The organism is Oleiphilus sp. HI0128, from assembly GCF_001635365.1.
Window position 1 is genome coordinate 15225 of the sequence record NZ_LWGG01001230.1, and the last position, 25465, is coordinate 40689.

Below are 25465 nucleotides of genomic sequence, written 5' to 3' on the forward strand. Positions count from 1 at the left end.
GTAAGTCATCATTTTAAGATGAAACAATTAATGTGAGTGAACGCTTTTGATATCAAGACTGAGTTAGCGAGATACAAAAAGAACACCAACAGAAATACTCCGTTTCAAGCGTTAACAAAATTAACACAGGAGCGTACCTGCAACAATGACAGGATGGTCAAAAATGAGGGGAATTTCAGTTTTGTTTTACGACATGGAAAACGCTGCACAAAATTTATACTAAAACGTATCGGTGAACAGATGTGCAGCAAGTTTTGTGAAAGAGTCGTGAGAAAATCTAGAGTTATTGCGCCTGATAGTCCATTAGGTATCTATCGAAAGAAATACGATCACTACGCTTTATTTCTTCTGCTTGCTTAAACGACTCCTGCGCTTGTTTTTCAAACTGGCTGAATTGGTTTTGTGCTGGCTCAGCACTGAGTACCAATTGATGCTTCTTTGAAAGTTCTCCAGCGATCTCTAGCCAGGATAGAGACTCTTTCTTCATGACTGACAACACTTGAGCGGAGGGTGTTAGATCTGGTGTATCGAGTTTAGCTAGCTGTTCCTTTAGTGCCGACTTATAACGTTGGTCGCTCGTTGCCTGGTCTAGTACTTCGGCAAGACCTTGCATGCCTTTTAGAAGCTCAAGCCCCCAGCTACTTAGCGTTCGCTTTTGTGATTGGTCGGTGAGTTCAAGTCCTGGTCTTCTACCTTCATTGACGACCAGGTCAAAGTTACTATCGAGATATTCACATTCCTTATCGCCAATTACCGGAGAGTCCTGGAGTAAGCAAAAGCTCAGGAATATATCCATAAAGTCGACCTGTCTGTCAGAAATTCCCAATGGTAAAAATGGGTTCAAATCCAGGCAGCGTACCTCGATATATTCGACTCCGCGTTCGTTGAGTGCATGCCGTGGCGTTTCGCCTGACAGTGCACTGCGCTTTGGTCGGATTGAGCTGTAATACTCGTTCTCGATTTGCAGAATATTCGTATTGATCTGAAGGTAAGCGTCACCTTTCTTTAGCCCAAGCTCTTGGTATGGCGGGTAAGAAGTGTTAATGGCATCGCCAAGTGTATGGGTGAAGTTTTCCAGGCTGTTAAAGCAGATATTTAGCGATGATTGGGCGTTGTTGTGATAGCCGAGGTCTCCCATTCTGAGCGAGGTAGCATAAGGCTTATACAGCGTGCCCTTATCATCAAATGATTCGAGGCAGTGATTTTGGCCAGCGACAAAACTCTGGTCTAGGCAAGGCGACGCACCGAATAAATACATGAGTAGCCAAGAGTAGCGACGAAAGTTTCGAATCAGAGCGAAATATTGCTCCGACTTAAAGTCTTGTAGTGACTGCTCTTTATTGCCATGCGCTTCTTTTAGATTAAGCCAAAGGGAGTCATTGATCGAGAAGTTGAAGTGCAGGCCCGCAATGCTTTGCATGGTTCGGCCGTATCGATGGCCTAGACCTTCCCGGTAGACGTACTTCAAGCGTCCAATGTTGGAGTCGCCATATTCAGCAATACGAATGCTGTGCTCGCCATCAAGCTTGCAGGGCATGCTGCCAGACCAGAGAACTTCATTGCCAATATTGCTAGCAACAAACTTATGCGTATCTTGCAATGTTTTTAGCAGGCCTTCTCTAGAGTCTTCAACCGGTGTAATTAGCTCTAATAAAGCTTCCGAGTAATCAGTGGTAATGGAAGGGTGAGTCAGCGGATGGCCCAAGGCTTCAGGGTGATTTCTCTGCGAGATCGAAAATTCGCTATCTGCCCGAAGACCTTCTTTTTCTATGCCGCGTGAAATCGGTAAGCCCTGCTCTTTAATATGCTGTGCCAGGATCGTTAAGTCGCTCGGAGACAGGCCCGCATGAGCATTATTGTTGGTGTTTGAGGGCGCTGTCATGTGTTAATCCTATTGTGGGTGCGAGTTGTTTCGAAATAAGACCGCAGTATTATCATTTTACTTCAATTTAAGCTTACTAAAAGCATTGGCCATGGCGCCGGACATTGGTGCCTCGGTTTGCTTGGGTTTTCTATTCTGCTTGGCGTTGCTGTGCTTATTTTGATGTTCTGGGCTGCTTTGAGCTTTATCGTTCATTTGTGCTTCGTCGCCCATTCTCATACTCAGTGATATTCGTTTTCGTCTTGGATCAGCTTCCATGACTTTCACCTTTACGATATCACCTGTTTTGACAACGTCGCGAGGGTCTTTAACAAATTTGTCCGCCAGTGCCGAGATATGGACGAGACCATCTTGGTGCACACCAATATCAACGAAGGCTCCAAAGTGTGTCACGTTCGTTACCGCTCCCTCGAGCACCATGTTCGGCTTCAGGTCAGAGATTGTCTCGACGCCTTCTTTGTATTCTGCAAACTTAAACTCAGGGCGCGGGTCGCGACCGGGTTTGGCGAGTTCGCTGAAAATATCTTGAACAGTGATCAGGCCGCAGCTTTCACTAACAAAGTCGTTAGCTGATAGCTTCTTTAAAGTTCCGGCATTGCCTATAAGTTGTCCGATATCTTGCTGACTCTTCTGAGCAATGTCCTTCACTGTGGGATAAGATTCCGGATGGACTGCGGATGCATCTAGTGGGTTTTCACCATCAAGAATACGTAAGAATCCAGCGCATTGCTCGAATGCTTTTGGTCCAAGGCGTGGGACTTCTTTGAGTATTTTTCGAGAGTTGAAGCGTCCGTTACTATCACGGAATGCCACAATATTGCTGGCAATACTGGCATTCAGACCAGATACCTTTGCCAGCAATGGTGCAGAAGCCGTATTGACGTCGACACCGACAGCGTTAACACAGTCTTCGATGGTTGCCCCCAGGCTGCGGTTGAGCTGTACTTGGCTAACATCATGCTGGTATTGACCAACGCCAATGGCTTTAGGTTCAATTTTTACGAGCTCTGCCAGAGGATCTTGAAGACGGCGCGCGATCGATACGGCGCCTCTAATGGTGACGTCCAGATCCGGGAACTCATTTGCAGCTAATTCTGATGCAGAATAAACCGAGGCGCCGGCCTCGCTGACCATAATTCGGGTTAAAGCCAAGGCGGGGTAGCGTTTCATTACGTCGGCAGCCAGCTTATCAGTTTCACGAGAGGCAGTACCATTGCCAATGCTGAGCAGCTCAACGTGGTGTTTTTTACAGAGGGCGGCGATTATCTCGATAGATTCGTCCCACTGGTTTCTGGGGGCGTGAGGGTAGATTGTTGCGTGATCCAGTAATTTGCCTGTTTGGTCGATCACCGCCACTTTAACGCCAGTTCGCAGGCCTGGATCAAGGCCTAATGTTGCTTTCGCACCGGCTGGCGCTGCTAATAACAGATCTTTTAGGTTCTCTGCAAAAACATCGATGGCAACTTTTTCAGCTTGTTCTCTTAGCTTGCCAAGTAGTTCAGTCTCGATATGGTTGTTAAGTTTAACGCGCCATGTCCAGCGAACCACTTCTTTTAGCCACTTATCGGCTGCTCGGCCTTGGTCCTCAATATTGTAATAAGCGGCGACTTTGGCTTCACAGGGATGAATCGTTAAACGGTCACTTGCGTCATAACCCTGAGGCTGCAGGCTAATATTGAGCACGCCTTCGTTGCGGCCTCTAAATAGTGCCAATGCACGATGTGATGGGATTTTTGCTATCGCTTCACTGAAGTCAAAATAGTCCTGGAACTTATCACCCTTGGCTTTTTCAGATTCGACAACGGCACTAAAAATCTCGCCCTGATCCCAGAGGTAAGTTTTGAGTATGCCGAGTAGCTTGGCTTCTTCGCTGAGGCGTTCCATCAAAATGTACTTTGCGCCATCTAGTGCGGCTTGTGAGTCATCAATGCCCTTATCAGTGCTAATGAATTTACTCGCTTCAGACTCTGGGTCTAGAGTCGGGTCCTTAAACAAACTATCCGCTAAGGGTTCCAGACCGGCTTCAATTGCAATCTGGCCCTTGGTTCTGCGCTTGGGTTTGTAAGGAAGGTAGAGGTCTTCCAGTTCGTTCTTGCTGGCGACATTAGCGATTTGCGAGGCAAGCGCATCAGTGAGTTTACCTTGTTCGTCAATGCTGCTGAGAATAGTTTTACGCCTATCATCTAACTCTCGTAAGTAACGGAGCCTTTCTTCAAGCTTTCTGAGCTGTGAGTCATCTAGGGCGCCGGTCACTTCTTTTCGATAACGTGCAATAAAGGGGATCGTTGAACCTTCATCAATTAGTTCAATGGTTGCATCGACTTGTTGAGGTCTGACCGAAAGCTCGCTGGCAATTTGGGCTGCAATTTTTTTGGTGGTCGTGGAAGCGGAGGAAGCCTGGGTAGATAAGGTGTTCATGCGAAAGTAAAAGATCCTTGCGAGCGGTAAAGAGGTATCAGTCTTAAAAACAACAAATAGCAATGCACTAAATGGTGACGAGCATGGCGATTTAAACCCCTGCAGTAAATAAAAAATGAAACAAAACAACGAAAATATCTGTTCCAATTTCACAACTAAAGGCAGTGTTGCGGCGCTACGACTGTGTTCATTATTTATATCTATTTAGAATAAGTGCTACAAAGCGACAAAATGTATCTGGAAAGCAATGAGTTGACGTGAAAGAATGATGGAATAGAAAAATAAATGGGCTCAGAGTCACGGGCCCTGAGCCCATTTATTTTTATCGAGATAGACAGAAAGAAGAGAAAGTAGTGGCGAATAAGTTAAACCCTAAACAGCAAGAAGCCGTAGATTATGTTGGTGGTCCTTTACTCGTACTAGCGGGCGCTGGCAGCGGCAAGACCAGTGTAATCACGCGAAAAATTGCCTACCTGATTAAAAGCTGTGGTATTCCGGGGCGCCATATTGCTGCGGTGACCTTTACCAATAAAGCTTCTCGCGAGATGAAAGAGCGTGTCGGGCAGTTGGTTTCGGGGCCTGATGCGCGTGGTTTAACCGTATCGACTTTCCATAACCTGGGTTTGAATATCATTCGCACCGAGCATAAGGCGCTTGGCTATAAACCGGGGTTTTCTATTTTCGACAGTGAAGATGCTAAAGCGTTGATTCGCGACCTGATGATGAAAGATGGTGAAGAGAATAGCGACCGAATCAATGAATTTCAGATGGCGATTTCAAACTGGAAAAATGCCATGCTAACTCCGGCTCAGGCCGCACAGCAAGCTCAAACGCCTGACGATGTCACCCTGGCACATGTGTATGAAACCTATACTCGCTACCTCAAAGCCTATAATGCGCTCGACTTCGATGATCTGATTCTTTTACCCGTACAACTTTTCGCTGAACATCCGGATATATTAAGCAAGTGGCGGCAGAAGATTCGCTACCTCTTGGTTGATGAGTACCAAGATACTAATATGGCTCAGTACGAGCTGGTGAAGCAAATCGTGGGTGACCGTCATGCTTTGACAGTCGTAGGCGACGATGACCAGTCTATCTATGCCTGGCGTGGAGCAAGGCCAGAAAACCTGGCGCGTCTGGAAAAAGACTTCCCAAGCCTGAAGCTGATTAAGCTGGAGCAGAATTATCGCTCTACCAGTTTGATCTTGCGTGCGGCGAATACCTTGATCGCCAACAACCCTCATATGTTTGATAAAGCACTATGGAGCCAGCTGGGTGACGGAGAGCGAATTCGTGTAATTCGTTGTCGCCATGAAGATGCAGAGGCAGAACAAATTGCCGCAGAGATTCTTGATCTTAAGTTGAAAAAGGACATTCCTTTTAAAGACTTCGCTGTGCTTTATCGTGGTAACCACCAGGCGCGTCTGCTGGAAATCAAGATGCAGGCTTTTCAGGTGCCTTATCGCTTGTCTGGTGGTACCTCCTTCTTTGCCAAGAATGAAATCAAAGATGCCATGGCCTACTTGCGTCTCATTGCTAACCCTGATGATGACGCAGCATTTCTTCGGGTAGTCAACGTACCACGCAGAGAGATCGGCCCCTCAACCTTGGAGAAACTCGGAAATTATTCGACTGAGCGACATATTAGTTTGAATCAGGCTGTCGGTGAAATTGGTTTGGAACAAGTGTTGAGTGGTAAGGCGCTGGATCGGGTCAGGCGCTTTAGCGATTGGTTACGAAAAACAACGGAACGTTGTTATCAGGAAGATCCGATACCTGTGATCAAGCAGTTGTTTACCGATATTGAGTATGATCAATGGCTGTACCAAAACTCTAATACGCCAAAAGCGGCTGAGAAACGTATGGAGAATATCTGGTACTTGGTTGATTCGTTAAAAAATATGATCGACGCCGATAAAGGCACAGCGGATGAAATTGGTATAGAAGAAGCGGTTTCCAAATTGATCCTTCGAGATATGCTGGAGCAACAAGAAGAAGAGGATGATAGCGATAAGGTGCACATGCTTACGCTTCATGCCTCGAAAGGTCTTGAATTTCCACATGTTTTTATCATGGGGCTTGAAGAAGAATTATTGCCGCATAGAAACAGCATTGAAGAAGATAACATCGAAGAAGAGCGCCGCCTGATGTATGTGGGCATCACAAGAGCCCAGCGGACTTTAGCATTGACTTATGCTGCAGCACGAAAACAATATGGCGAGAAAATAGAAACCATTCCTAGTCGCTTTTTAGATGAAATTCCCGAAGATGACTTGCAGTGGGAAGGTGGCGAGCAAAAAGATAAAGAGCTTGTGCAGAAAAAGGGCAATCAAACTCTTTCGGCGCTTTTAGATGGCCTCAAGTAAATATTACTGATTACTTTTGGCCGACGCTAGGGTTGGCGAGCTGTGGTCGCCATTCCCACCATTCATGTTCGCCTTCCGGTGTACTTTCTTTGGTTTTATAGACATCCCAGGTGACGAGATAGTCAGGGTTTTGTACCTGCTTACCACTAATCGGGTCGTGATAGTCACCGGGTGGTGCAATAAACCAGGGGCGAAGTGAAGAAGGGATGGTGAATTCACTTTCTTGTTTCAAGTCCTGGACGGTGATGCCATCTTCTTCTGTGACTTTGCAAACAGTACCAGCGAGCTGCTTTTGATCCAGCACTTCTCCAGACAGGTCAAAATAGGTGATGCCTACCAGAATGGTTTTTCCAGAAATGTTTTGTAGGGTAATTGCCTGATCTGTCACTGAGAATCCTTATTGAAGAAAAATATGAAGCTATCATAGCCCTTAAGCCTCTGCCGAAACAATTGTCTCTTTCAATTCAGCATCCTCTGTTTCGAAAAGAGCACAAAGTTCTAGCTGTGCTTTAATGGTATTTTGTTCGCTTTGGTCTAAACGCTTCCATTTGTCACAAAGCTCCTGCCAGGTTCTGAGTTGAAAGGTTTTTACCACTGACTTAAAAGGGTAGCCACGTAACTTTCCTGTATAAAGTGTTTTTCCCTGATTGAAGGCTAGTTCGTTGAACTCTGTTGCTCCCTGAGCTTTTGCCAGGTGATATGCCTGCTTATTTTGAACCATGAGCGATGCATAGGTGCTCATGATGGTGTTGAGCAAGGGCTTAAGTGCCCCTGAAAAATAAAGCTCCCCTTCTTTCTGTTGTAAGCGATGTTTGCCGCTATAGATCATCTCAAGCCAGGCGTGTGTCTGCGGAGCGAGTTCTTGCATTAGCTTATTTGTTTCTGGGTCGACCAGGTTCATAGCGAGTTGGCCGTAGGCACTGGCATCGGCAATGGTAAACTGATCACCGAGTAAGAATTTTTGCAGGGTTAATACTTCCTCCATGCCTTTTAGATATTGCTTCCAGCTTTCGAATAATAAGGTATGTGTTTCAGGAAAACCTTCTTTATACGGGGGGGATAGAGCTTTTGAAACACCGCTTCGATAGCTCTTTGGCGCGACACTAAATAAGTAAGGGCAGCGTGCGACCTGTCGCTTAGGAAAGCGCCTGGAAAGTAGTAAGGGGCCGCCTGGCGGCAAAGCGTGACGAAATTCTTTTGCGAGTAATTTACCCATTATGTTCGACTTGGCGGAGCCTACCCAGCGCATATGATGGACCATGTATAGGCCGAACTCGTCAAAGGCTTCGTCGATTAAGCTGGCGATAAAATTCAAACAAGGGTCTTCCGGGAATAAGCGATGTCTATGGCTATTTCCCTGAGTGGGGGGCTTCTGGTCAAGATAGTGTGCGATGGCTGTGCTGTCGTATTGAAAATCTTTGCCGTTTTCAGTAAAGAAAGGAACGGCAGGGTACTCATCTAAGTCGGCATCCATTTCAGGATAGCGGCTTATCTGCTTATGCTGTTTTTGATACTCAAGGCGTAATAAGGTCTGAGTATTTTCAAGATAGCTTCCATGCGCGGGTAAGCGGCGATAAGGGATGCCACAGTACTCCAGGTAAGCTTGCATCTTTAATACGAAGGGCGAAAGCTCGACGCCCCAAATAATTGCAGAACTGATTTGTATTTTATTCTTATTTTTCATTTAGGGCTCAACCTATAAAACAGCATTACATCAAATGAGCCTGAAAGAAACGCGATAGGTCTTGTATCTCGCTTAGACAAACTTCGTGTTCCATCGGGTAGTTTAGATATTGCACTGTGTGGCCTCGCGCTTCAAGAATCGCCGCCGCTTTTTTACCTTGCCTTTCCACGACCATTGGGTCATGAGTGCCGTGGCAGATTAATACTGGCAGCTGGCTATTCGCGGGCGCGGTATCAAAGCTATCTTCTTGTGGAAAATAGGTCGACAAGCCTGCCAGTGCTGCAAGGGGGCTGGGGTAAGTTAAGGCTGCATGGTAGGCCACGGCTCCACCCTGCGAAAAGCCCATTACAATGATTCGTTCGCTCTTGATGCCTCGCTCGATTTCCCTATCGATCAGCGTTTGGATATTCTTCACCGAACTTTGCAATTGTTCGTGGTTTATCACGCGCTCTTCAGTCAGTTCAAGAATGTCATACCAGGCGGGCATGATATAGCCAGCATTAACCGTGATGGGGATTTCCGAGGCATTTGGAAATATAAAGCGTATACCTAAGCCTTCCGGTAGCGCTAATTCCTCGACGATAGGTACAAAGTCGTTTCCATTTGCCCCGAGGCCGTGCAGCCAAATAATACTTGCTGATACCGTGTCAGCAGTTTGTCGCTCAATACAGTCTAATAGGGGCATGTGATGAAATCCTTAATTATCCAATAGGTGAAAAAGATAGTTTTAATAGGTAGTATGGGTAACTCGTGTGACGCAGTGGACAAAATTAATGATAAACCTGCGTATTTGACATTGTTTAACCTTATACCTTGCTTGTAAAGCTGGCAAAGCGAGAATTATGTCTACACTGAATTAAAGCCTTTCCTGATCTTGAGTAAATTATTGGTGCTTATGGTGGCATAAGTGGCAAATGTTGTAGTTATGACGAAAAGTGCAAGGCGCTCTGTTGCTTGTTTTAGGAAGAAAAAATGAAACCCGAACTCAATACATTTCAAATGCTGAATGCAGCAAAAACAAATCTTTCAAACTTGAATCGCAGCCTATCTTTGGTGGGAGCTGGTTTAGTCATCAGTTTAGCTGCTGGCTGTGCTTCAGTTGATAAGAAGGACAATAGTGCGATGTCTGATAGCTCGGCTGAGCTTAGTGTGGCGGAAGTACAGCCAAGCCAAGAGGAGCTAGCTAGGAACGAGAAAGAAAATGCTGCTAAAGCTGATGAAATGATGAAAAGCCTTAAAGCTCCTGTGGTTGAACCAGGTGCTAAGACTGAACAGCCGGTCAGCAAAGAGGTGAAGCCTACAGTTAAGGAAGTTGTCGCAGAAGTAACGCAGAAGGCCGTTACAGCGGTAGCAGACAAGGGTGTGAAGGTAGCAGTAGAAAAAGAGCCAGCTAAAGCTGAGGTTAAAAAAGTAGCTGCGAAGGTAGAGGAAGCTAAAAAAGATGTTGTTAAAGCGCCTGTTGTGCAAAAGAAAGGCTCTGTTAAGCCCTTAGCAATTAGCGAGAAAGACCTTCCTGCAAACTATGATATTTGGGTGTTAAAGCAGGGTGATACAGCATTAACTCAAGGGCTTGTTATTAGCACGCCAACTTGGGAGATGGGTAAAGAAGGTTATATGTCTCAAATTTGGCTAACCTTTAAAGAAAATGAGATTCACATTAACAGTTCTTCTGATATTGCCAGCGAAGCAAAGAATTTAGGTATTCGTATCGACGGAGGTGACTTGATTCCTTTTACGCGAATAGCTGAGAATAATATTGGAATTGTTGAAGGTGAGTGGCTAGATAAACTGGCAAATGCGAGTAAGCTGGATATTTACCTAGGCTTCTTCCCTGGCAAGAAACCTACAAGTGATACTTTCCATAGTGATACCTCTCTGGAAAATCTGGACCGTGTTGTGGCAACTTACCGTAAGTTGAGTAAGTAATTACCTAGACTATTAGGTGAATAATAGGGCTGCATTAATGCGGCCTTTTTTGTGGCTTGAATAAATAGATTGTGCGCAATATACTTGCATAACTAGAGGATAAGACAATGAAGAAAGTTATTTATCTACTGATATTTTTTATACTGGCTGGAGTCATCACAATGCGAGTAATTGAGAACAATACAGCACCTAAATTAGGTGTTCAAAATGGTGAGCTGAAGCCCTTGGGAAGTCGGCCTAATAGCGTATCAACTCAAACCGATAAGCCTGATAAGCAGGTAAAATCGATTGCCTTCGATATAGAAGCAAAGCAGCAGATGCAGAAGGTTCAAAATGTCATAGACGCTATGCCGGGGGCAAAAATTCTTCAGCAAAGTGATCACTATTTGTATGCCGTTTTTACCAGTCCGCTGATGCGTTTCAAAGACGATGTGGAGGTTTATCTGGATGATGAGCAGAAGCTAATTCACTTTCGTTCAGCGAGTAGGGTGGGGTATTCAGACTTAGGTGTTAACCGGAAGCGATATGAGGACTTTGCTAGGCGACTGTCTGTATTGAGTCAATAAGCGAAATTAAAAAAGGCCTGTCAGCGGAAAGCTGATAGGCCTTATTGAACGGCGTATCTATCGTTTAGTTCTTATCCCAGTCAAACTCATTTGCACCGATCGCGCCGCTATTATCCTCGTCCCAGCTTTTTTGGCCTAGGGAGTTATATTCTAAAAAGCCATCGCCTGATTGAGCGTTAGTAGGCGTTGCACGCAAGGTATAAGTGCTCCCTGTCGCCGCGGTGATGCTTAGGTTGTAGAACACTGCACTGCTGCCTAGAGGTGCCGTTGTTGAAAAAATAGCTGGGGAGCCTGTATCACCACCTTGTGCTGCCCCCAGATAGGAGTTTGTTTGTGTCGAGTGTTTATCCATTGCCGAGGCAAATGCAACGAGCGCAGTTTTCGCATCACTTCTTCTGGCATCGATGACATAGTCTTGATAAGCCGGAATAGCGATAGCACTAATGATTGCGACAATAGCGACGACTACTAGTAGCTCCACTAAAGTGAAGCCACGTTGGCTCTTATATATTGAGCTGTAATTATTCATCATTACTCCTCTTGAACCCAATAGGTTTTAATAATAGGTCGTTCACCTTCGGGTGGTTCACAGTTCTCCAAACCTGTACATATAGTACATTTATTATCTATGCATAGCCTCTTAGGTGGTGCAGGTATTTGCGTGGCAAGAATTTTCACTTCTCTATCGGGAACCGTCAACTCTGTATCCAAGCCAATGCCATCATAGTTTTTGACCGGTGTTGCATCTAATAACGCTACATGAAATAGACGAGAAATACCGGGGTTAAAGGTACAGCCCGATTTATTGGGCTTGGGTTCGTAAGTGGTGTAGTAAACATCGCCGTCAACCGTTAGCGTTGGCGCTAAGACCTTTTCACCAGAGCGTGTTAAGCGTATAAACCAGCCTTCTTTTGGTGGAACAACATTACCTTCACCGTCATCATAACCAAAGTACTCTTTATAAGCGGCTTCTTGTTCGTCTTTTGTATTTTGTGCGCTAACATCACCTAGGTGGTTTTCAGTTGCATCATAAAGATCTTCTTCAGTGAGCGTGGTATAAGTGATAGCGCCATCTTCATTCGTTGGTGGCTCAAAGACATCAGAGCTCTTGATTAGATATAAACGGTCTACCACATTGGTGTCCAAAGGGTGCGCCTGCCAGCCAGAACCAATCACAATCGCTAGGTTGACTTGACCATCATTTCGAAGAATAGATACATCGGGTGTGTGGTAAAAACGTCTATTGTTTGCAGTATCGGTGCCAGACAAGCGTGCAATAACGCCACCATTTACGGTCAGTGAATTCGTACTGCTGTTTTCGTTGTCGATATCAAAGCGCCAGAGCTGACCGCCCATATCTCCGACATAAATTTGGTCGGCAATTTTATCACCATTCACATCAATTGCTTTTACATTAGAGGGAATACTGTATTGCATGTCGCTGAAGTTAGAGCCTGTCGCACTCCATATCTTATCGCCTGTTTCTGCATCCACGATATATACTGCACGGCCGATAGAGTCAGTAGAGCGTGTAGTGTTTGTATCTTGATTGGTGTCGTAGCCACCGCCAAAAATTAAGACTTCGCGAATATTATTGCCCATCTTAATTTTTGTTTTCACGGGTTTAGACCAAGTCTGGCCTAATTCTTCGTAGCCATTTGTGCCACCCGGGCCGCCTTTGATTTCCCATAGGAATTGTGGAGAGTTACGATCAGAAGCGTCAAGCGCATAATAATTACTCCCGCCTCTACGCATGCCCGTGTACACATAGACAAAGTCATCGGCATCGTAAAGGTCGAGGTCGTTATTGCTGTCGTGTGACCAAACGGATACCGAACCATCTAGCCCATAGATATGAGAAACAGACTGAGAATTTTCCATCAGCTCTGCTTGGTTGCTTAGTAGCTCGTCAGGCATAAAGGCAAAGTATTCTTCCCCTTCACCTTGACCATAAGTGCTGCTCGTGCCCGAGCGACCATTGATAGCATGAAGGAAGCCTTGGTTATCGCCAAAAAATATAGTCGTATCAGGGTCATCATCGCTACCCCCGTAAATGACAACAACGGGAGATGAATGCAAAGGGTCGGCTAAACGGTGGCGAGTATCAGTTTGACTACCATCACCATCCGAGTCAAATACATCTAGGTCGCGAACCCAGTTGAGTAGCTGTTGACGTTCTGCATCAGTGGCTGAGCTGATATTTAGCATGTCTTTGGTTATGGCTGTATTGTCAGAAGATATTTTGTTCTCAGCGCTTGTTAGGTTTTTGGAACCGCCCAAATAAGTGAACATATTGCGGTCGGCTTCGTTATTGGGCAAGTTTTCTGCTGCACCCCCGAGTTGAATATCGTTTGCATCGATCTCTTTTGACCACCAGCTCCATGCACCGGGGTCGGTTTCTGTATTGCTACGACCTTTAAAAAAACCTGTTTCTTCATCAATCGCGGCGCGATCTTTTAGGTCATAGACAATACCGTCAGAACCCAGCCGGTAGCGTTTCAAGTTCCCTGTCCAGCGTGGGCCGCTTTCAGGTTTGAATACCGAGAAATATAACTCATCACGATGGTTAAGGCGGTTAAAGGTGTTCACAGCGACGCCAGGAGAAACAAAGGAGGTGCTAATATCCTTAAGGCTAGAGAAAATCTGCTTAATCGCACTTTCTAACTCGGTGGTATCGTTGGCAGTATAATACTTACCGCCACCACCGGCGTGTGAGTCGGTACCTTCTGCGGTACGACGTAATAGATCATCGTCCAGCTCAAAACCAATCGTATAGGTCGTCACTGTTTGTTCGCCGTCGTACTCGTTGCTAATATCGTTTTCGTTCATATAACGAGATATTTCATCTAGGCAGTTGCCGGAACATGAGCCAACAGTCTTCTGTATTACAGAGCGTGATGCAGTATCATTGGAGTCACTATAACCTGAATTATAAGCGTCATAGGTAGGCTCACCATCGGTAAGTAAGACAACGTTATTGGGTTGGCATTCATCAGAGATTGGACTGTTGTATTTACTAGAGCTGCTTGGGTCTTTCGACGCTGCGACACTGCCCCTGCCCAAGAATACACTGCCACCTGAATAGTAACGAGAGGCTTCAAATAAGGTTTCTGAAAGCGGAGTCCATGTATCAGGAGATAAGCTCTTTAAATCCGCGTTAAAGGCGGTACGATTGTCCTCGATGTAGCCGATCGGAGTTGTTACGCGCCCGCCTTGTTTACCGCCTTGGTCAGTATTGAAACTCATTAAGCCAATATTGATACCGGAGGTACTATTAACGAGGTTGGTAATAACGTTCTTCATGATCGATATTCGAGACTGTGAAACCGGCTCTCGGTAGTACTTGTACCAGTTTTGATAGTTTGCTGAAAAGAAGTCGTATGTTCTGTAACCTCCCCAACTAACTTCTTTTGATTTGTTACTCGTCCACATGGAATTATTGTTGCGAGCATAAGTGTTGCCGGTGGTACCGTTTTTCCCGTGTTCGCCACGGTCGTCTTTACACTCGATAACATTCGAGTTTTGCCAGCCCCCGCTGACCCATTGCGCACCACTAGAGTTGCCAAACAAACTTTTCCAGGAGTTACTGCTCTTCTTGAAGCCTGCTGTTTTAGCCGATGTGTATTGGCCCGATGCTGCCAACTTATCAACCATCGTTTGGCAATGGTTCTGGCTACTTAAAATTCGCCCTTTATATCTATAATAGCTGTTGTAGACATAGATATACGTATCTGAGTACGCGCTCTTGCCATCGTCTATGGCTTTTTGAGTATAGTTAACACTATTATCATAGGGTGTTTCAGTCTTAACTGTACTTGCCATACTGCCTGAGTTATCAAGAATAAACAGCACGTTAGGCGTTAGTTCATTTGAAGCGCTGGATTCAAATAGTATTTCGGTATCATCTGCGTGGGCACAATTGGCAGAGAGTAAGGTGATGATGCAAGAGGCGATACCGTGGCTGAATTTAGAACTGATGGTTTTCATTTTGTCGCCTCCAAATTGAAATAGCGAAGATGATGGAGTTCGTTTGTTTCCGGATAGTAACTGACTGCACCGCTTTTTCCGTTGTATTTAGTTAACTCATCAAAGGGTACGGCTTGTGAGCTGATATAGGCTTTGCTAGCAGCGGTCACTTTATACTTATTTAGCGCGCAAGTCGGGCACTCGCGGGCTTCAATACTATGTACTTTGCCATTCAGCCCCCGATTAAGTTCAATAGATTCTGTTTCATAACCTAATGTGACATGCTCTAAGGGGGTTGGCGGGTCACGATCTTCACCAATATTATTCTTTGCATCGCTGTAGGCCAAACTACTAAAGAGCAGGCCAATCAATAGAGATAAAGTGAGTCGATATGTTTTTTTCATTGTTGCCTCCTGATGGCCTCGTTGCAGATGAGGGTCATCAATATTGGTTTCTCGTGTAATTCGTTCTATTCGTAATAACTTAATAGTACTCAATACCCTGTCGAAGTACTGTTTGTGCATTCGTTGATTCCAGCCTGCCTGTTGCAGCGACATCAAAACGTTGGGCTTTGACGTCTGTAGAACCTTCGTCGGCATCTAATGAGCTGCCGCTGCTGAGTATAACTTCACCTAAATAGGTCACCTGATAATCAGCGCTGACATCAATGGCTTCAATATCATAGCTAGTAATTTCTCCACGAGTGCCTGGCTCGCCCATCGTATCGGTAAGAGCATCCTGATTGTTGGTGAGATCTAGCAGCAGGCCACCAACTGAACTTTCAGCAGCTTGAAAGGTGATATTAGTATTTTGAGCATTCGCAGCCATTTTTTCTTGTACCAGTGATGTGCTCATGGAAGATACGCCGACTAGCGTCATAACGATTAGTATGATTAAACTAATAACGAGTGCCGCACCTTGCTGGCGTGGTATGTTATTAAGGGTTTGATGAGTTCTGGTTTTCATACTTCAAATACCACCTGATCTAAATTGTAGTACGTCGATTACGTAAGTTGATTGTTGTACTGAACTCACGGCGTAAACGTCGATCTGAGTCATAGATAACCTCTGCATCAGATGTGCTGGATTGAATTGTCTCGCCGGGCAATAGATAAGAGGCTTCATCATTAGTGAGCAGCACCTCTCGTTTTCCGCTAATAAGCAGGCCGAGTTGAACGCTCTCGACTAATTGCATGTCGTCAACTTCATCGGCTGTGACATAACGAAGGTTGCCATTTACTAGGCGCTCGCCATAAAGAACCTGCATATTGTCGACACCCGAAATAAGTTCTTCTACGGTAAAATTAGGGTTGGCCGTATTACTCATCGTGTCTGTCGCTCGGTATAGCGCGTTGATCGGTATACCTCGGTCTGTGGTTCTACCCGTCGCAGCAACGAAGTAGACGACTGACTCAAATCTCATGATTTGAGCGGAATCTGTATAAGGTTGGCTCAAGCGGTTATCGCTATTGGAACCCATTGCATGAGCAAGCGTAACATTGGCACCAGCATTAGGGTTGTTGGTAATACGAAACATATCTGCGTTTTGACAGCTGGCAATCACGACAATGTCGTCTTGAACAAAGCCCATATCATTATTAGAAATTTGAATGTTTGCATTGGCGGCTGTCATGTTGCCTACGAGCTGAGCATTAGCAACGGTGGCTCCCTGAATTGAAATGACATCACTACCTACCAAGGCATTGTCGACAAAATCTTCATTTCTAAAATATTCGCCATTATTTCGGATAATGTCTCCAGTAAGCGGATCGATATCGTTGTCTGTTGCCCAATTGTTATCTTCGACCTCAAAGCCGATTAAAGCAGATTTAAAGAAGTTTTCGGTGGGGGGGGTGTTGGCAATGATATTGACCGCAACTGTTGCTGGGTCCATACACCCTTGATAGCCTGCCATGCGGATGTCCCGAGCCAGGAAATCAATGGCTTGGCGACCTGTCTCCTGAATGCGTGATAGTTCGTTGGTAAATGTATCTGACTCACGAGAGTTGAAGTAAATGTTCGAAACACCAATCATTAGAATTGAACTGATGACTAGGCCAATCATTAGCTCGATTAAGCTGAGACCAGACATTCGCTTGAGTGTTGATAAGCCTGAATGTGCCTGTAATGTTGTTGGATATTGATTCATGATGTGCTCCTCCCTTACAACACTAGGTTAACCAAAAAGGTTTGGTTAGAGACTTGATTGCTTTGTGTTTCGTCATCCCACTGTGTTTCATTCCAGGAGATTTCAATGGTAAACAGGTTATTGTCACCCCGGATTATTCTGCCCCGTGCATCGGGTAAAAGAATGGCTGACTCATCAGTGCCATTGAGGCGTTGTGCCCATTCAAACAAATCATTGTCTGCCAATCTAGCTTCACTGCAGCCATTGATGCTGTTAATACAGCCCGGGTCTGATGGCACTGTGCCAAGTGAATCGAAGCCGTCATAAGCACCGGCAATCGCTTCATCAGCGTTTGTTCTCATACGGTCTGCCATATCATAAACAAGTAGAGAGGCTTGCGAGCGAAGATAGGCACTTTGGTTATTACGTAAGCCCTGAACTTGCAGGCTAGCAACACCCAGCAAACCAATTGATAAAATAACAATGGCAACCAGAATCTCGATCAGAGTGAACCCACCCTGATGCTTAGGAGAAAGAGGCTGCAATAGTTGGGCTGAAGATGCATAGGGGCTTAGCTTGCTGGACATATTACATTCACCCCTTCATGGTTGTTAACGATATCATCGGGCGTTTCTTCTTCGTCTACCGCTGACCTGACGTGGCCGATCACACTAATAATAATTGCTTTGGCTTCAGTGATACCGCGCTCGTCACACAAAACAAAAGTGCCTGAGGAACCGGGGATACCATTTGAATCAAACTGAACAAAGCCTTGATTAGGAAAGCCAAACGTTCGGAGAGTGTTATCACCTGTTAACCTTTCGCCAACTCGTAAGACTTCGTCGACGGCGTTATCAAGAACGCCGTTGCCATTTAGGTCTTCGCCAGGGTCTAGTACATTATCGCCGTTTAAATCTTCATTGATGTTATCTAACACCTGATCGCCGTTAAGGTCAGACATAATAAACCAGCCATTTTCCCAGTCGTTGGTGTCACATGCCGGTGCGCCGGTGTTTATGCTATTGCTCGCGCAGAGTGTAATGGTTGTACCAGGGCGTTTAGCCCCTTCACTACGAGCGTAGGCCAGCATGCCCAGAGTGGCATTGGTTTGAGATGTAAGCCGAGCTTTATCAATCGTCTCTTGTATGCTTGGTGCACCCATTGCCAATAGGATGCCTAAGACGACGATGGTAATCATCAACTCGACTAGCGTAAAGCCCGCCATCAGCCGTTTATTTAACGGCGAACGCGGATTTGTAATTGGGGGTATATGTTTTTTCATAATGTCATTAAACAGTTGAGGAGCAGAACTAACAAGCTCAAAGAGACAAGTGGTCGATAGTAATGATAGACGGTAATTCCGGAATTGAAATTGTGCGTTACATCTAATTTTCGGGCTGCTTAAAGCGCCTGAATTTATTGCAAGATATAGTCTTTTACGTCTACACCGTGAGTACCATTCGTAATGCCTTCCTTAATAGCATAGGGTTTACCATGCTTGTCTATCGGGTCTTTAATCAGATTAATTACGTAGGAAGAGCGGAATTTTTTATCGGCTGTCATGACCAGTTCAACTTTAGGGCGCAGACGAGAGTCAGCGTTCGCTGATACGACGATGCCTACTTCACCGTTGGTCATTTCGACCAAAGTACCCGGAGGGTAAATGCCTACCATACGAATAAACGCTTCAACCAGCTCGGAGTCGAAGTGCTTGTCTCGTTCGGCGTAGAGAATTTTTAAAGCATCAAAGGCTGGTGAGCCGTCTTTGTATGAACGGGTACTTGTGATTGCATCATAAACATCGACAATTGATACCATGCGTACAAACTGATGGAGGTAAGCTGCACTTAGTTTTTCTGGGTAGCCCTTGCCGTCGATACGTTCGTGATGAAAGTGTGCTGTATCCTTAATTAGTTTGTTGACGCCTTGTTGTTCGTCTAATAGTTCTTTGCCATACACCGAGTGCTGTTTCATTATGTCATATTCGATGCGTGTTAGACGGCCTGGTTTGTTCAATATGTCGTCTGGTATTTTAGTTTTACCAATATCATGTAGCATGCCGCACAGACCGATGGTTTCTAGCTCGTGCTCTTTTAATCCAATGAAACGCCCGAAGGCAATTGCTAATATACCGACGCGCAACGAATGCTCTGCTGTATACTTGTGCTGTTCTTTTACCTGTGTAAGCCATAGTAGGGCGTTAGCATTATTTAGAATGCTGCTGACGCAAGATTGAATCGCTTTACGCGAAGCATCCATATCAAATGATTCACCATTGCTCAGGCTTGTTAATACTTCATCGACATGGTCTTTGGTTTTTTCATAGCTTAGTTTGGCTTTGGGTAGTTCATCGTGGATTTCGAGTTCTTCACGAAAACCGGGGTATTGTTTCTCTTCCTTGGCTTCAACGGTGCCTTTACCTGATTCAAGCCAAAACTCTTTTTCAATTTCAATATAAACAAATACACAGTGTTCGCGGAGTAAATCGATGTGGTCTGGTGTCTCGATAGTTAAGCCTTGAAGCAGTACTGGTACTTCAGTCCAGGGTCTGTCTAAACGAGTGACATGCATGCCTATTTCTAATGAATCAGCAGGGAGCTTTACTTCGATAAGAGACTTAGTCTTGTCTTGTGAGGGTGGTGTGTATTCAATCATTTCTTAGTGTGCAAGTTACCAGGAATCACGTTACTAGGAATAAAAATTTATTTATGCTGTTTAATGGAGCTTAGACGCAAAAATAGTATCTGACCAATTTGGATGTATTGAGCTTAGCATTGAAAATTCTGTTTATATCATCCCCAGATATTTACGCTGCTTCGATTTAGGTCTAAGCTCGGTGGGTTGGAATAAGAAATATAAGGCTGTTTTTAATGGTTGTTAATAACGCGATTATCAATATTACAAATTTGCGACTTCGAACTTATATTGGGTTCAATCCTGAGGAACAGGAAAAGCAACAAGATATTATTATTAATGTGGAAGTACATTATCCTGCAAATAAACTGTGCCTGGAAGATAGTGTTGAAGATGCCTTGAACTATAAACACATTGCAAAAAGCATTATTAAGCATGTTGAGGATGGTCGCTTTCTATTATTGGAAAAACTGGTGTCAGACGTGTTGGGTCTTTGCAGTGAGCACTCTTGGGTGAGCTATGCGAAAGTACGAATTGATAAACCTCACGCGCTACGTTTTGCTGATTCAGTTTCTCTCAGTCTCGAATATAGGAAGCCGGAGTAGTGTTTTATGAGTAAGTCACCTGTTTTGATCACTGGTGTAGGCAGGCGCATTGGCTTGGCGCTGGCGCTTGATTGTTTGGCCAAAGGGTATCATGTGATCGGTACCTATCGAACTAGCTACCCGGAATTGGTGAAGCTGAAGGATATGGGAGCTGAGTTATATCAGTGTGACTTTCAATACCCTGAGCAGGTGAGTCAGTTGATTGATGCAGTAAGTGCAAAACATACATCGTTAAGAGCAATTATCCATAATGCCTCTGATTGGTTGCCCGATAGCAAAAATCGGGAAGATGATTTAAGCACTATCCAACAAATGATGAATGTGCATGTCAATATTCCTTATCACTTGAATCTGGCACTTGAGCCCTTGCTCAGGGCCTACCCGGATGGCATTGCCGATATCATTCATATTACCGACTATGTTGCAGCTACCGGAAGTAAAAAACATATTGCTTACGCGGCAAGTAAGGCTGCTGCCGAGAATCTCGTCTTGTCTTATGCTGCAAAACTAGCACCAGAGGTGACTGTTAATTCAATCGCGCCGGCGCTAATTATATTTAATGCGCAAGATACACAAGCCTATAAAGAAAAGGCGCTTAGCAAATCTGTTATGGCGAGGGAAGGGGGCGTTCAAGAAATCCTACGCGCAATTCACTACTTGCTGCAAAGTGAGTACATGACAGGCCGAAGTATAGAACTCGATGGTGGGCGGCATTTAAAATAAAGCGTGGCCTGTTCAAAAATAATTCAATTGCCCCCTTTTATTAGATAAAAACGTCCTTATATCTTTGTGCAATCAAACATTGTTTTGATCAAAACTTATTAATCTTACGAATTTACAGGAATCACTATGTCGGATTTAGATTTATCCACAAATGAGGCGAAAGCATCATATGGTGTTGGTCTTCAAATGGGCCAACAATTAGCTAACGTCTTTAACGGACTGTCATTAGAAGCTGCTATTGCTGGCATCAATGACGCATTTTCTGGCAAGGGGCCACAGATTCCTGGCGAAGAAATTAATGCGGCGTTTCAAGTGATTCAGACTCAGGTTGAAGCAGAGAAGCAAGAGCAAGCTAAGAAGTTTGCGGGTGAAGGTGAAGCTTTCTTGGCAGAGAATGCTAAGCGTGATGAAGTGACGGTTCTAGAGTCCGGTCTTCAGTACGAAGTAATCACTGCCGGTGAAGGTGATATACCAACAGCTGAAAGTGTTGTAAGCACTCACTATCGTGGTACCTTGATCGACGGTAAGCAGTTTGATAGCTCATATGACCGTGGCGAACCAGCTCAATTTCCTGTTGGTGGCGTGATTGCTGGTTGGACTGAAGCACTTCAGCAAATGAAAGTGGGTTCTAAGTGGAAGCTATACATTCCATATCACCTTGCTTATGGCGAAGCAGGTGCTGGCGCCGATATCGGCCCATACCAAGCTTTGGTATTCGATATCGAGTTGCTAGAAATTGTTGGCTAGATAAATAGCTTTCCCTCATGCGTCTCGCTACGCATGAGGTTCAATATCTTTATACTCTCCCCCCCTCAAAGCCTTACCCTTTGTTAATCCTGCTCCCTTTCTCTGGGGCTATGATATTCTTGCATTAACTGCTCTTGGCAGAAAATTATTTACTGATTTCAAATGGTCAGCGCTTTCCAAAGGAATTTTCCATGAACGCATTGGTAAACAGGGCTTTAGCCTTCCTATTACTTGTATTTGTTTCTCACGCCGCACCCCTGATGGCTAAAGGTTTGAGTATCGAGGAAGCGAAGCAGTTTCTTCATGACTCTGGCTTGAGTGAGTTGATTGCTTCTTTGCCTGATTCTATGGGGCAGCAGCTTGATATGAAACGTTTGTCAGTCAATAGTTCCGTCAGTTTTGAAAAGACCAGTGCGGCCGTGACTCATGCAGCGAAAAAGGTTGATGGTGAACAGATTGCAATGGTTTATTTGAGTCAGGATCAGCGTGCTGAAGATTTGTCTGATGCGATTAAGTTCTTGGCTTCTCCCTTAGGTCAACGCATCAGTACAGAGGAACGGGCGGCCAGTACACCAGAAGCTCAGCAGAAGATGCAACGCTATTTTCAGGAGCAAAGCTTCAAGTCTGTTAAGCAGGATAGAGCGCAATTGCTAGAGAAGCTTTCTTTAGCTCTGAATGCTGATAAGGTTGTTATTCAGCTAATGAAAGGCGTGTATTTTTCGGTTTTGGAAGCGGTTGCTGTTATTAATCCAAATAAGGCAGCTGCTTTAGAAGCTCGTATGAATCAGGAGTGGCAGAGCATGGAACCAATGCTAAGTCAGCAGTTTTCCGAATTTATGTTGATGGGCGCAAATTACAGCTATCGTAATTTGAATGATGAGGACCTCTCTGCCTACATTACATTTTTAAAGAGTAAGCCGGGTCAGGCGTATTGGCAGGTAGGTGTCGATATTGTCGATTTGTATATTCAAGGTTTTGTTTCTGAGTTGGTGTCCGGGCTTTCTAGCGCAAAATAAATGTTATTTGATATAAGCCTTCAGACTATTAAGCAAGCACTGCCAAGTGGCGTATTACTACTCGCTTGCTTATTGTTCTTCAGTTTGTTGCCTTCTGAAGGTTTGGTTTATCCTCATTTGATCAACTCTGGCCATGCTTTGGTCTTCGGTTTAGCGACCTATCTGCTGCTGGTTTTTTTTGCTCAGCTTCGGCCCTTAAAAGAGCTGATTTACCTTCTTTTATTTTGCCTCTCGTTTGGTTTGTTGGTTGAGCTGGTTCAGCCTTATGTAGGCCGGGAGCGTAGCTTAATAGACTTTGTTTACGATGTTTTTGGTTGTTTGGCTGCATTGCTGTGGTATCTCGCTCGATTTCGAAGTACTAGCAGAAGCCGGAAAATGATGATGCAGGGAATAGCTTTGTTTTTGATTTTGGCAAGCCTGCTTTACCCAGCTTATCGATGTTATGTGAAGCTGGAGGCTGATCGCTTATTTCCGGTGATCGCGAACTTCGAGAGTTTTGGCTGGGCTCAAATTGTGTTAGCAAAAAATGGCAGTGAGCTTGAAGTTGTCAAAGCACCTGGTGACTGGGCTAATGAATCTCAGGTTGGAAAGCTTCGCTTTAATAAAGATGCCCTCTATCCCGGAATGCGTTTCGCCTACTTGCATCGAGACTGGCAGGATTATGATCGACTAAAATTCGAGATCTACTCTGAAGCACCAGAGACGCTAAATGCCGTGCTGCGAATTCATGATATGAAACACCAGAATCAATATCATGATCGCTTCAAGACTAGAGTACGTATTGCTCAAGGTCTGAATCAATACAGTATTCCCTTAGATAAGGTTCGTGATGGCTTACAGACCAGAAAAATGGAAATGGGACAGGTTGTAGATCTGATGCTTTATATGTATAAGCCGAAGCAGGAGTTGACGGTTTACATTGATAATATTCGTTTAGAATCTGATTAATTCCTTACCCAAACTCTAGCGCAAGAAAATCAGAGAAGCCATACGACCCGAGACTTGGCCATCACGGCGAAAAGAATAGAAGTGTTGGTTTTCAAGAAAGGTGCAATGCGTGCCGCCATAAATCGCGCTGACTCCAATGGCTTTTAGCTCAATCCGGGCAAGTAGGTATAAATCTGCCAACCATTTTCCTGGTTCCTTTCCCGGGATAAAGGCTTGAGCGGCTTCGGGGTCTTTGTTACAAAATGCTGTATAGACATCGTCGCCAACTTCAAATGCCTTTTGGCTGATTGCCGGGCCAAGCCAGGCAATTACTTCATTGGGTGAGTCAAAGCTTTCTACAGTCTTAGTTAGGATGCCAGAAGCTAAGCCTCGCCAACCCGCATGTGCGGCAGCGACTTGCGTTGCCTGTTTGTTGCAGAACAGTACCGGAAGGCAGTCGGCCGTCATAACGACACAGGCTTCTTGCTGCTTGCGAGTATAACTTGCGTCTGCTTGAGTGCTGATAGATGAGCTTTCGGCCTGAACAAGAGTATTACTATGTATCTGCTCCAGCCAATGAATATTCTCTGCATTTAAGGCGCAGTGGGACGCAAGTACTGTCCTGTTGTGTCGTACAGTTTGTTCATTATCGTTGACGTGTAGGGCCAAGTTAAAGTCTTGGTAGCTGCTTAGCTTGCTATCTGGCATCGTGTCGGGAGCCAAGCGAGACGTAGTAAAGGCGACTACTTGACTCGCGACGGGCCATTCAGGTTTTAACCATGTTGTAGGTAAGTCGCAAGGGCTCATTGTTCGCTTAGCACCGCTAGTAAGTTTTGCATATCTTCAGGTAAATCGACTTCCCAGCTCATCTCCTCACCAGTTTGAGGGTGAATGAGGGTTAATTTTTTAGCATGCAATGCTTGTCGTTCAAATTGCCTAAGTTTATTTTTTACTTCATCGCTTGCACCGGCTGGAAGTTTCATTCTTCCTGCATAGGTGGTGTCCCCTATAAGCGGGTGTTTAATATGTGCCATATGGACGCGAATTTGATGGGTTCGTCCAGTTTCTAATTTAACGCGTATGTGAGTGTGAGCGAGAAAGCGTTCTAAAACGCGATAGTGAGTCACCGCATGTTTGCCGAACTGGTTGACGGCCATCTTTTTGCGGTTTTTAGGGCTGCGTGCAATAGGCTCGTTGATGGTTCCGCCGCCCGTCATGACTCCTGCAGCGATAGCTTCGTATTCTCTGCCCATTTCGCGACTTTGAAGTTGTTCAACAATATGGGCGTGAGCTGTTAGTGTTTTAGCGACCACCATTAAACCGGTCGTGTCTTTATCCAGGCGGTGAACGATACCGGCCCTGGGAACGGCTTTGATATCAGGAAAGTGATGCAGCAAGGCGTTAACTAAAGTGCCTGAGTGGTTACCGGCGGCGGGGTGAACTACCATTCCAGCTGGTTTGTTGATGATCAGAATGTCTTCATCTTGATAAACGATATCAAGCGGGATGTCTTCAGCAAGCCACTCTCCCTGACTTTCAAGCTCGGCTTTCACTTCAATGAGATCATTTATTTTGACTTTGTCTTTGGACCGCGCGATTTCTTCGTTTACGCGAATATGGCCTTGTTTAATCCATTGTTGCAGGCGTGAGCGAGAATACTCAGGCATAAAATCAGCAATGACCTGATCTAAACGCATGCCAGATAGTTCTAATGGAACAACAAAGTCAGCTTCAATAATTTGGCTCATAAGGTCTCGATATGTAAAGAAATCACGGGATAGACTGAATAATTATGACTTATAAGGGAGTTGAAACCTCAAGTTTGATTATTTGTCATACACGCAAAATGTAAAATATGAAATAATGTCGGCTAT

Annotated in this window: 23 protein-coding genes; 8 read left to right on the top strand and 15 right to left on the bottom strand. The window is 44.9% G+C overall.

Features of this window, described 5'->3' with window-relative positions:
- Positions 1-283: 283 nt before the first annotated feature.
- The gene (gene gshA, locus A3763_RS20790) at positions 284-1882 is read right to left on the bottom strand and encodes a glutamate--cysteine ligase (RefSeq protein ID WP_068514553.1); all 1599 of its coding nucleotides are present in this window, start codon (positions 1880-1882) and stop codon (positions 284-286) included.
- A gap of 57 nt (positions 1883-1939) precedes the next feature.
- Positions 1940-4300 carry a Tex family protein gene (locus A3763_RS20795; protein ID WP_068514555.1) on the bottom strand — a complete coding sequence of 787 codons (2361 nt, stop codon included), beginning with the start codon at positions 4298-4300 and terminating at the stop codon, positions 1940-1942.
- A 353-nt stretch (positions 4301-4653) separates the two neighbouring features.
- Here A3763_RS20795 and rep point away from each other — a divergent pair, with 353 nt between their 5' ends.
- Positions 4654-6669: a DNA helicase Rep gene (rep, locus tag A3763_RS20800; protein WP_068514558.1), complete on the top strand. Its 2016-nt coding sequence runs from the start codon at positions 4654-4656 to the stop codon at positions 6667-6669.
- A 10-nt stretch (positions 6670-6679) separates the two neighbouring features.
- Here the strand turns inward: rep and A3763_RS20805 are convergent, their stop codons facing one another.
- Genes A3763_RS20805 through A3763_RS20815 form a run of 3 tightly spaced genes read right to left on the bottom strand, consistent with a single transcriptional unit; the run spans position 6680 to position 9038 of the window.
- Positions 6680-7057 carry a hypothetical protein gene (locus A3763_RS20805; protein ID WP_068514560.1) on the bottom strand — a complete coding sequence of 126 codons (378 nt, stop codon included), beginning with the start codon at positions 7055-7057 and terminating at the stop codon, positions 6680-6682.
- 42 nt (positions 7058-7099) lie between these two features.
- Positions 7100-8353, bottom strand: coding sequence for a glutathione S-transferase family protein (locus tag A3763_RS20810; protein WP_068514564.1), 1254 nt, complete (start codon positions 8351-8353; stop codon positions 7100-7102).
- A gap of 25 nt (positions 8354-8378) precedes the next feature.
- A complete protein-coding gene (locus A3763_RS20815) occupies positions 8379-9038 on the bottom strand; it encodes an alpha/beta hydrolase (RefSeq protein ID WP_068513036.1) in 660 nt (219 codons plus the stop codon).
- 287 nt (positions 9039-9325) lie between these two features.
- On the opposite strand from A3763_RS20815, the gene A3763_RS20820 reads away from it, so the two are divergent.
- Together A3763_RS20820 and A3763_RS20825 are read left to right on the top strand one after the other, a co-directional pair.
- Positions 9326-10279: a hypothetical protein gene (locus A3763_RS20820; protein ID WP_068506619.1), complete on the top strand. Its 954-nt coding sequence runs from the start codon at positions 9326-9328 to the stop codon at positions 10277-10279.
- A 107-nt stretch (positions 10280-10386) separates the two neighbouring features.
- Positions 10387-10845, top strand: coding sequence for a DUF1499 domain-containing protein (locus A3763_RS20825; RefSeq protein WP_082865110.1), 459 nt, complete (start codon positions 10387-10389; stop codon positions 10843-10845).
- A 64-nt stretch (positions 10846-10909) separates the two neighbouring features.
- On the opposite strand, the gene A3763_RS20830 is transcribed toward A3763_RS20825, so the two are convergent.
- From A3763_RS20830 to A3763_RS20865, 8 genes are all read right to left on the bottom strand, one after another.
- Positions 10910-11377 (bottom strand): type IV pilin protein, encoded by a 468-nt coding sequence (locus A3763_RS20830; RefSeq protein WP_068634306.1) that lies wholly within the window; start codon positions 11375-11377, stop codon positions 10910-10912.
- Entirely contained in the window at positions 11377-14832 is a 3456-nt protein-coding gene (locus A3763_RS20835; protein ID WP_068634307.1) for a pilus assembly protein, read from the bottom strand. The genes A3763_RS20830 and A3763_RS20835 overlap by 1 nt, the downstream gene beginning before the upstream one ends.
- Positions 14829-15335 carry a hypothetical protein gene (locus A3763_RS20840; RefSeq protein ID WP_197475992.1) on the bottom strand — a complete coding sequence of 169 codons (507 nt, stop codon included), beginning with the start codon at positions 15333-15335 and terminating at the stop codon, positions 14829-14831. Before A3763_RS20840 ends, A3763_RS20835 begins: the two co-directional genes overlap by 4 nt.
- On the bottom strand, positions 15295-15777 hold the full coding sequence (locus A3763_RS20845) for a PilX N-terminal domain-containing pilus assembly protein (RefSeq protein ID WP_068634309.1): 483 nt from the start codon (positions 15775-15777) through the stop codon (positions 15295-15297). The genes A3763_RS20840 and A3763_RS20845 overlap by 41 nt, the downstream gene beginning before the upstream one ends.
- Before the next feature lie 19 nt (positions 15778-15796).
- Complete coding sequence (locus A3763_RS20850) at positions 15797-16960, bottom strand: PilW family protein (protein WP_082880544.1); 1164 nt, start codon at positions 16958-16960, stop codon at positions 15797-15799.
- Positions 16961-16974: 14 nt separating this feature from the next.
- Positions 16975-17526 (bottom strand): type IV pilus modification protein PilV, encoded by a 552-nt coding sequence (pilV, locus tag A3763_RS20855; protein ID WP_068634310.1) that lies wholly within the window; start codon positions 17524-17526, stop codon positions 16975-16977.
- Positions 17511-18221 (bottom strand): GspH/FimT family pseudopilin, encoded by a 711-nt coding sequence (locus A3763_RS20860; RefSeq protein ID WP_156494858.1) that lies wholly within the window; start codon positions 18219-18221, stop codon positions 17511-17513. The genes pilV and A3763_RS20860 overlap by 16 nt, the downstream gene beginning before the upstream one ends.
- 134 nt (positions 18222-18355) lie before the next feature.
- On the bottom strand, positions 18356-19594 hold the full coding sequence (locus tag A3763_RS20865) for an HD-GYP domain-containing protein (RefSeq protein ID WP_068634312.1): 1239 nt from the start codon (positions 19592-19594) through the stop codon (positions 18356-18358).
- A 215-nt stretch (positions 19595-19809) separates the two neighbouring features.
- On the opposite strand from A3763_RS20865, the gene folX reads away from it, so the two are divergent.
- From folX to A3763_RS20890, 5 genes are all read left to right on the top strand, one after another.
- Positions 19810-20178: a dihydroneopterin triphosphate 2'-epimerase gene (gene folX, locus A3763_RS20870; protein WP_068514588.1), complete on the top strand. Its 369-nt coding sequence runs from the start codon at positions 19810-19812 to the stop codon at positions 20176-20178.
- Positions 20179-20184: 6 nt separating this feature from the next.
- Complete coding sequence (gene folM, locus A3763_RS20875) at positions 20185-20901, top strand: dihydromonapterin reductase (protein ID WP_068514591.1); 717 nt, start codon at positions 20185-20187, stop codon at positions 20899-20901.
- Positions 20902-21027: 126 nt separating this feature from the next.
- Positions 21028-21648 carry an FKBP-type peptidyl-prolyl cis-trans isomerase gene (locus A3763_RS20880; protein ID WP_068514593.1) on the top strand — a complete coding sequence of 207 codons (621 nt, stop codon included), beginning with the start codon at positions 21028-21030 and terminating at the stop codon, positions 21646-21648.
- 191 nt (positions 21649-21839) lie between these two features.
- Positions 21840-22664 carry a DUF2059 domain-containing protein gene (locus A3763_RS20885; protein ID WP_068514595.1) on the top strand — a complete coding sequence of 275 codons (825 nt, stop codon included), beginning with the start codon at positions 21840-21842 and terminating at the stop codon, positions 22662-22664.
- The gene (locus tag A3763_RS20890; protein ID WP_068514599.1) at positions 22665-23612 is read left to right on the top strand and encodes a VanZ family protein; all 948 of its coding nucleotides are present in this window, start codon (positions 22665-22667) and stop codon (positions 23610-23612) included.
- 15 nt (positions 23613-23627) lie between these two features.
- On the opposite strand, the gene pgeF is transcribed toward A3763_RS20890, so the two are convergent.
- Both pgeF and rluD read right to left on the bottom strand, forming a co-directional pair.
- Entirely contained in the window at positions 23628-24398 is a 771-nt protein-coding gene (pgeF, locus tag A3763_RS20895; RefSeq protein WP_068514602.1) for a peptidoglycan editing factor PgeF, read from the bottom strand.
- Entirely contained in the window at positions 24395-25339 is a 945-nt protein-coding gene (gene rluD, locus A3763_RS20900; RefSeq protein ID WP_068514603.1) for a 23S rRNA pseudouridine(1911/1915/1917) synthase RluD, read from the bottom strand. Before rluD ends, pgeF begins: the two co-directional genes overlap by 4 nt.
- Between the last annotated feature and the right edge of the window lie 126 nt (positions 25340-25465).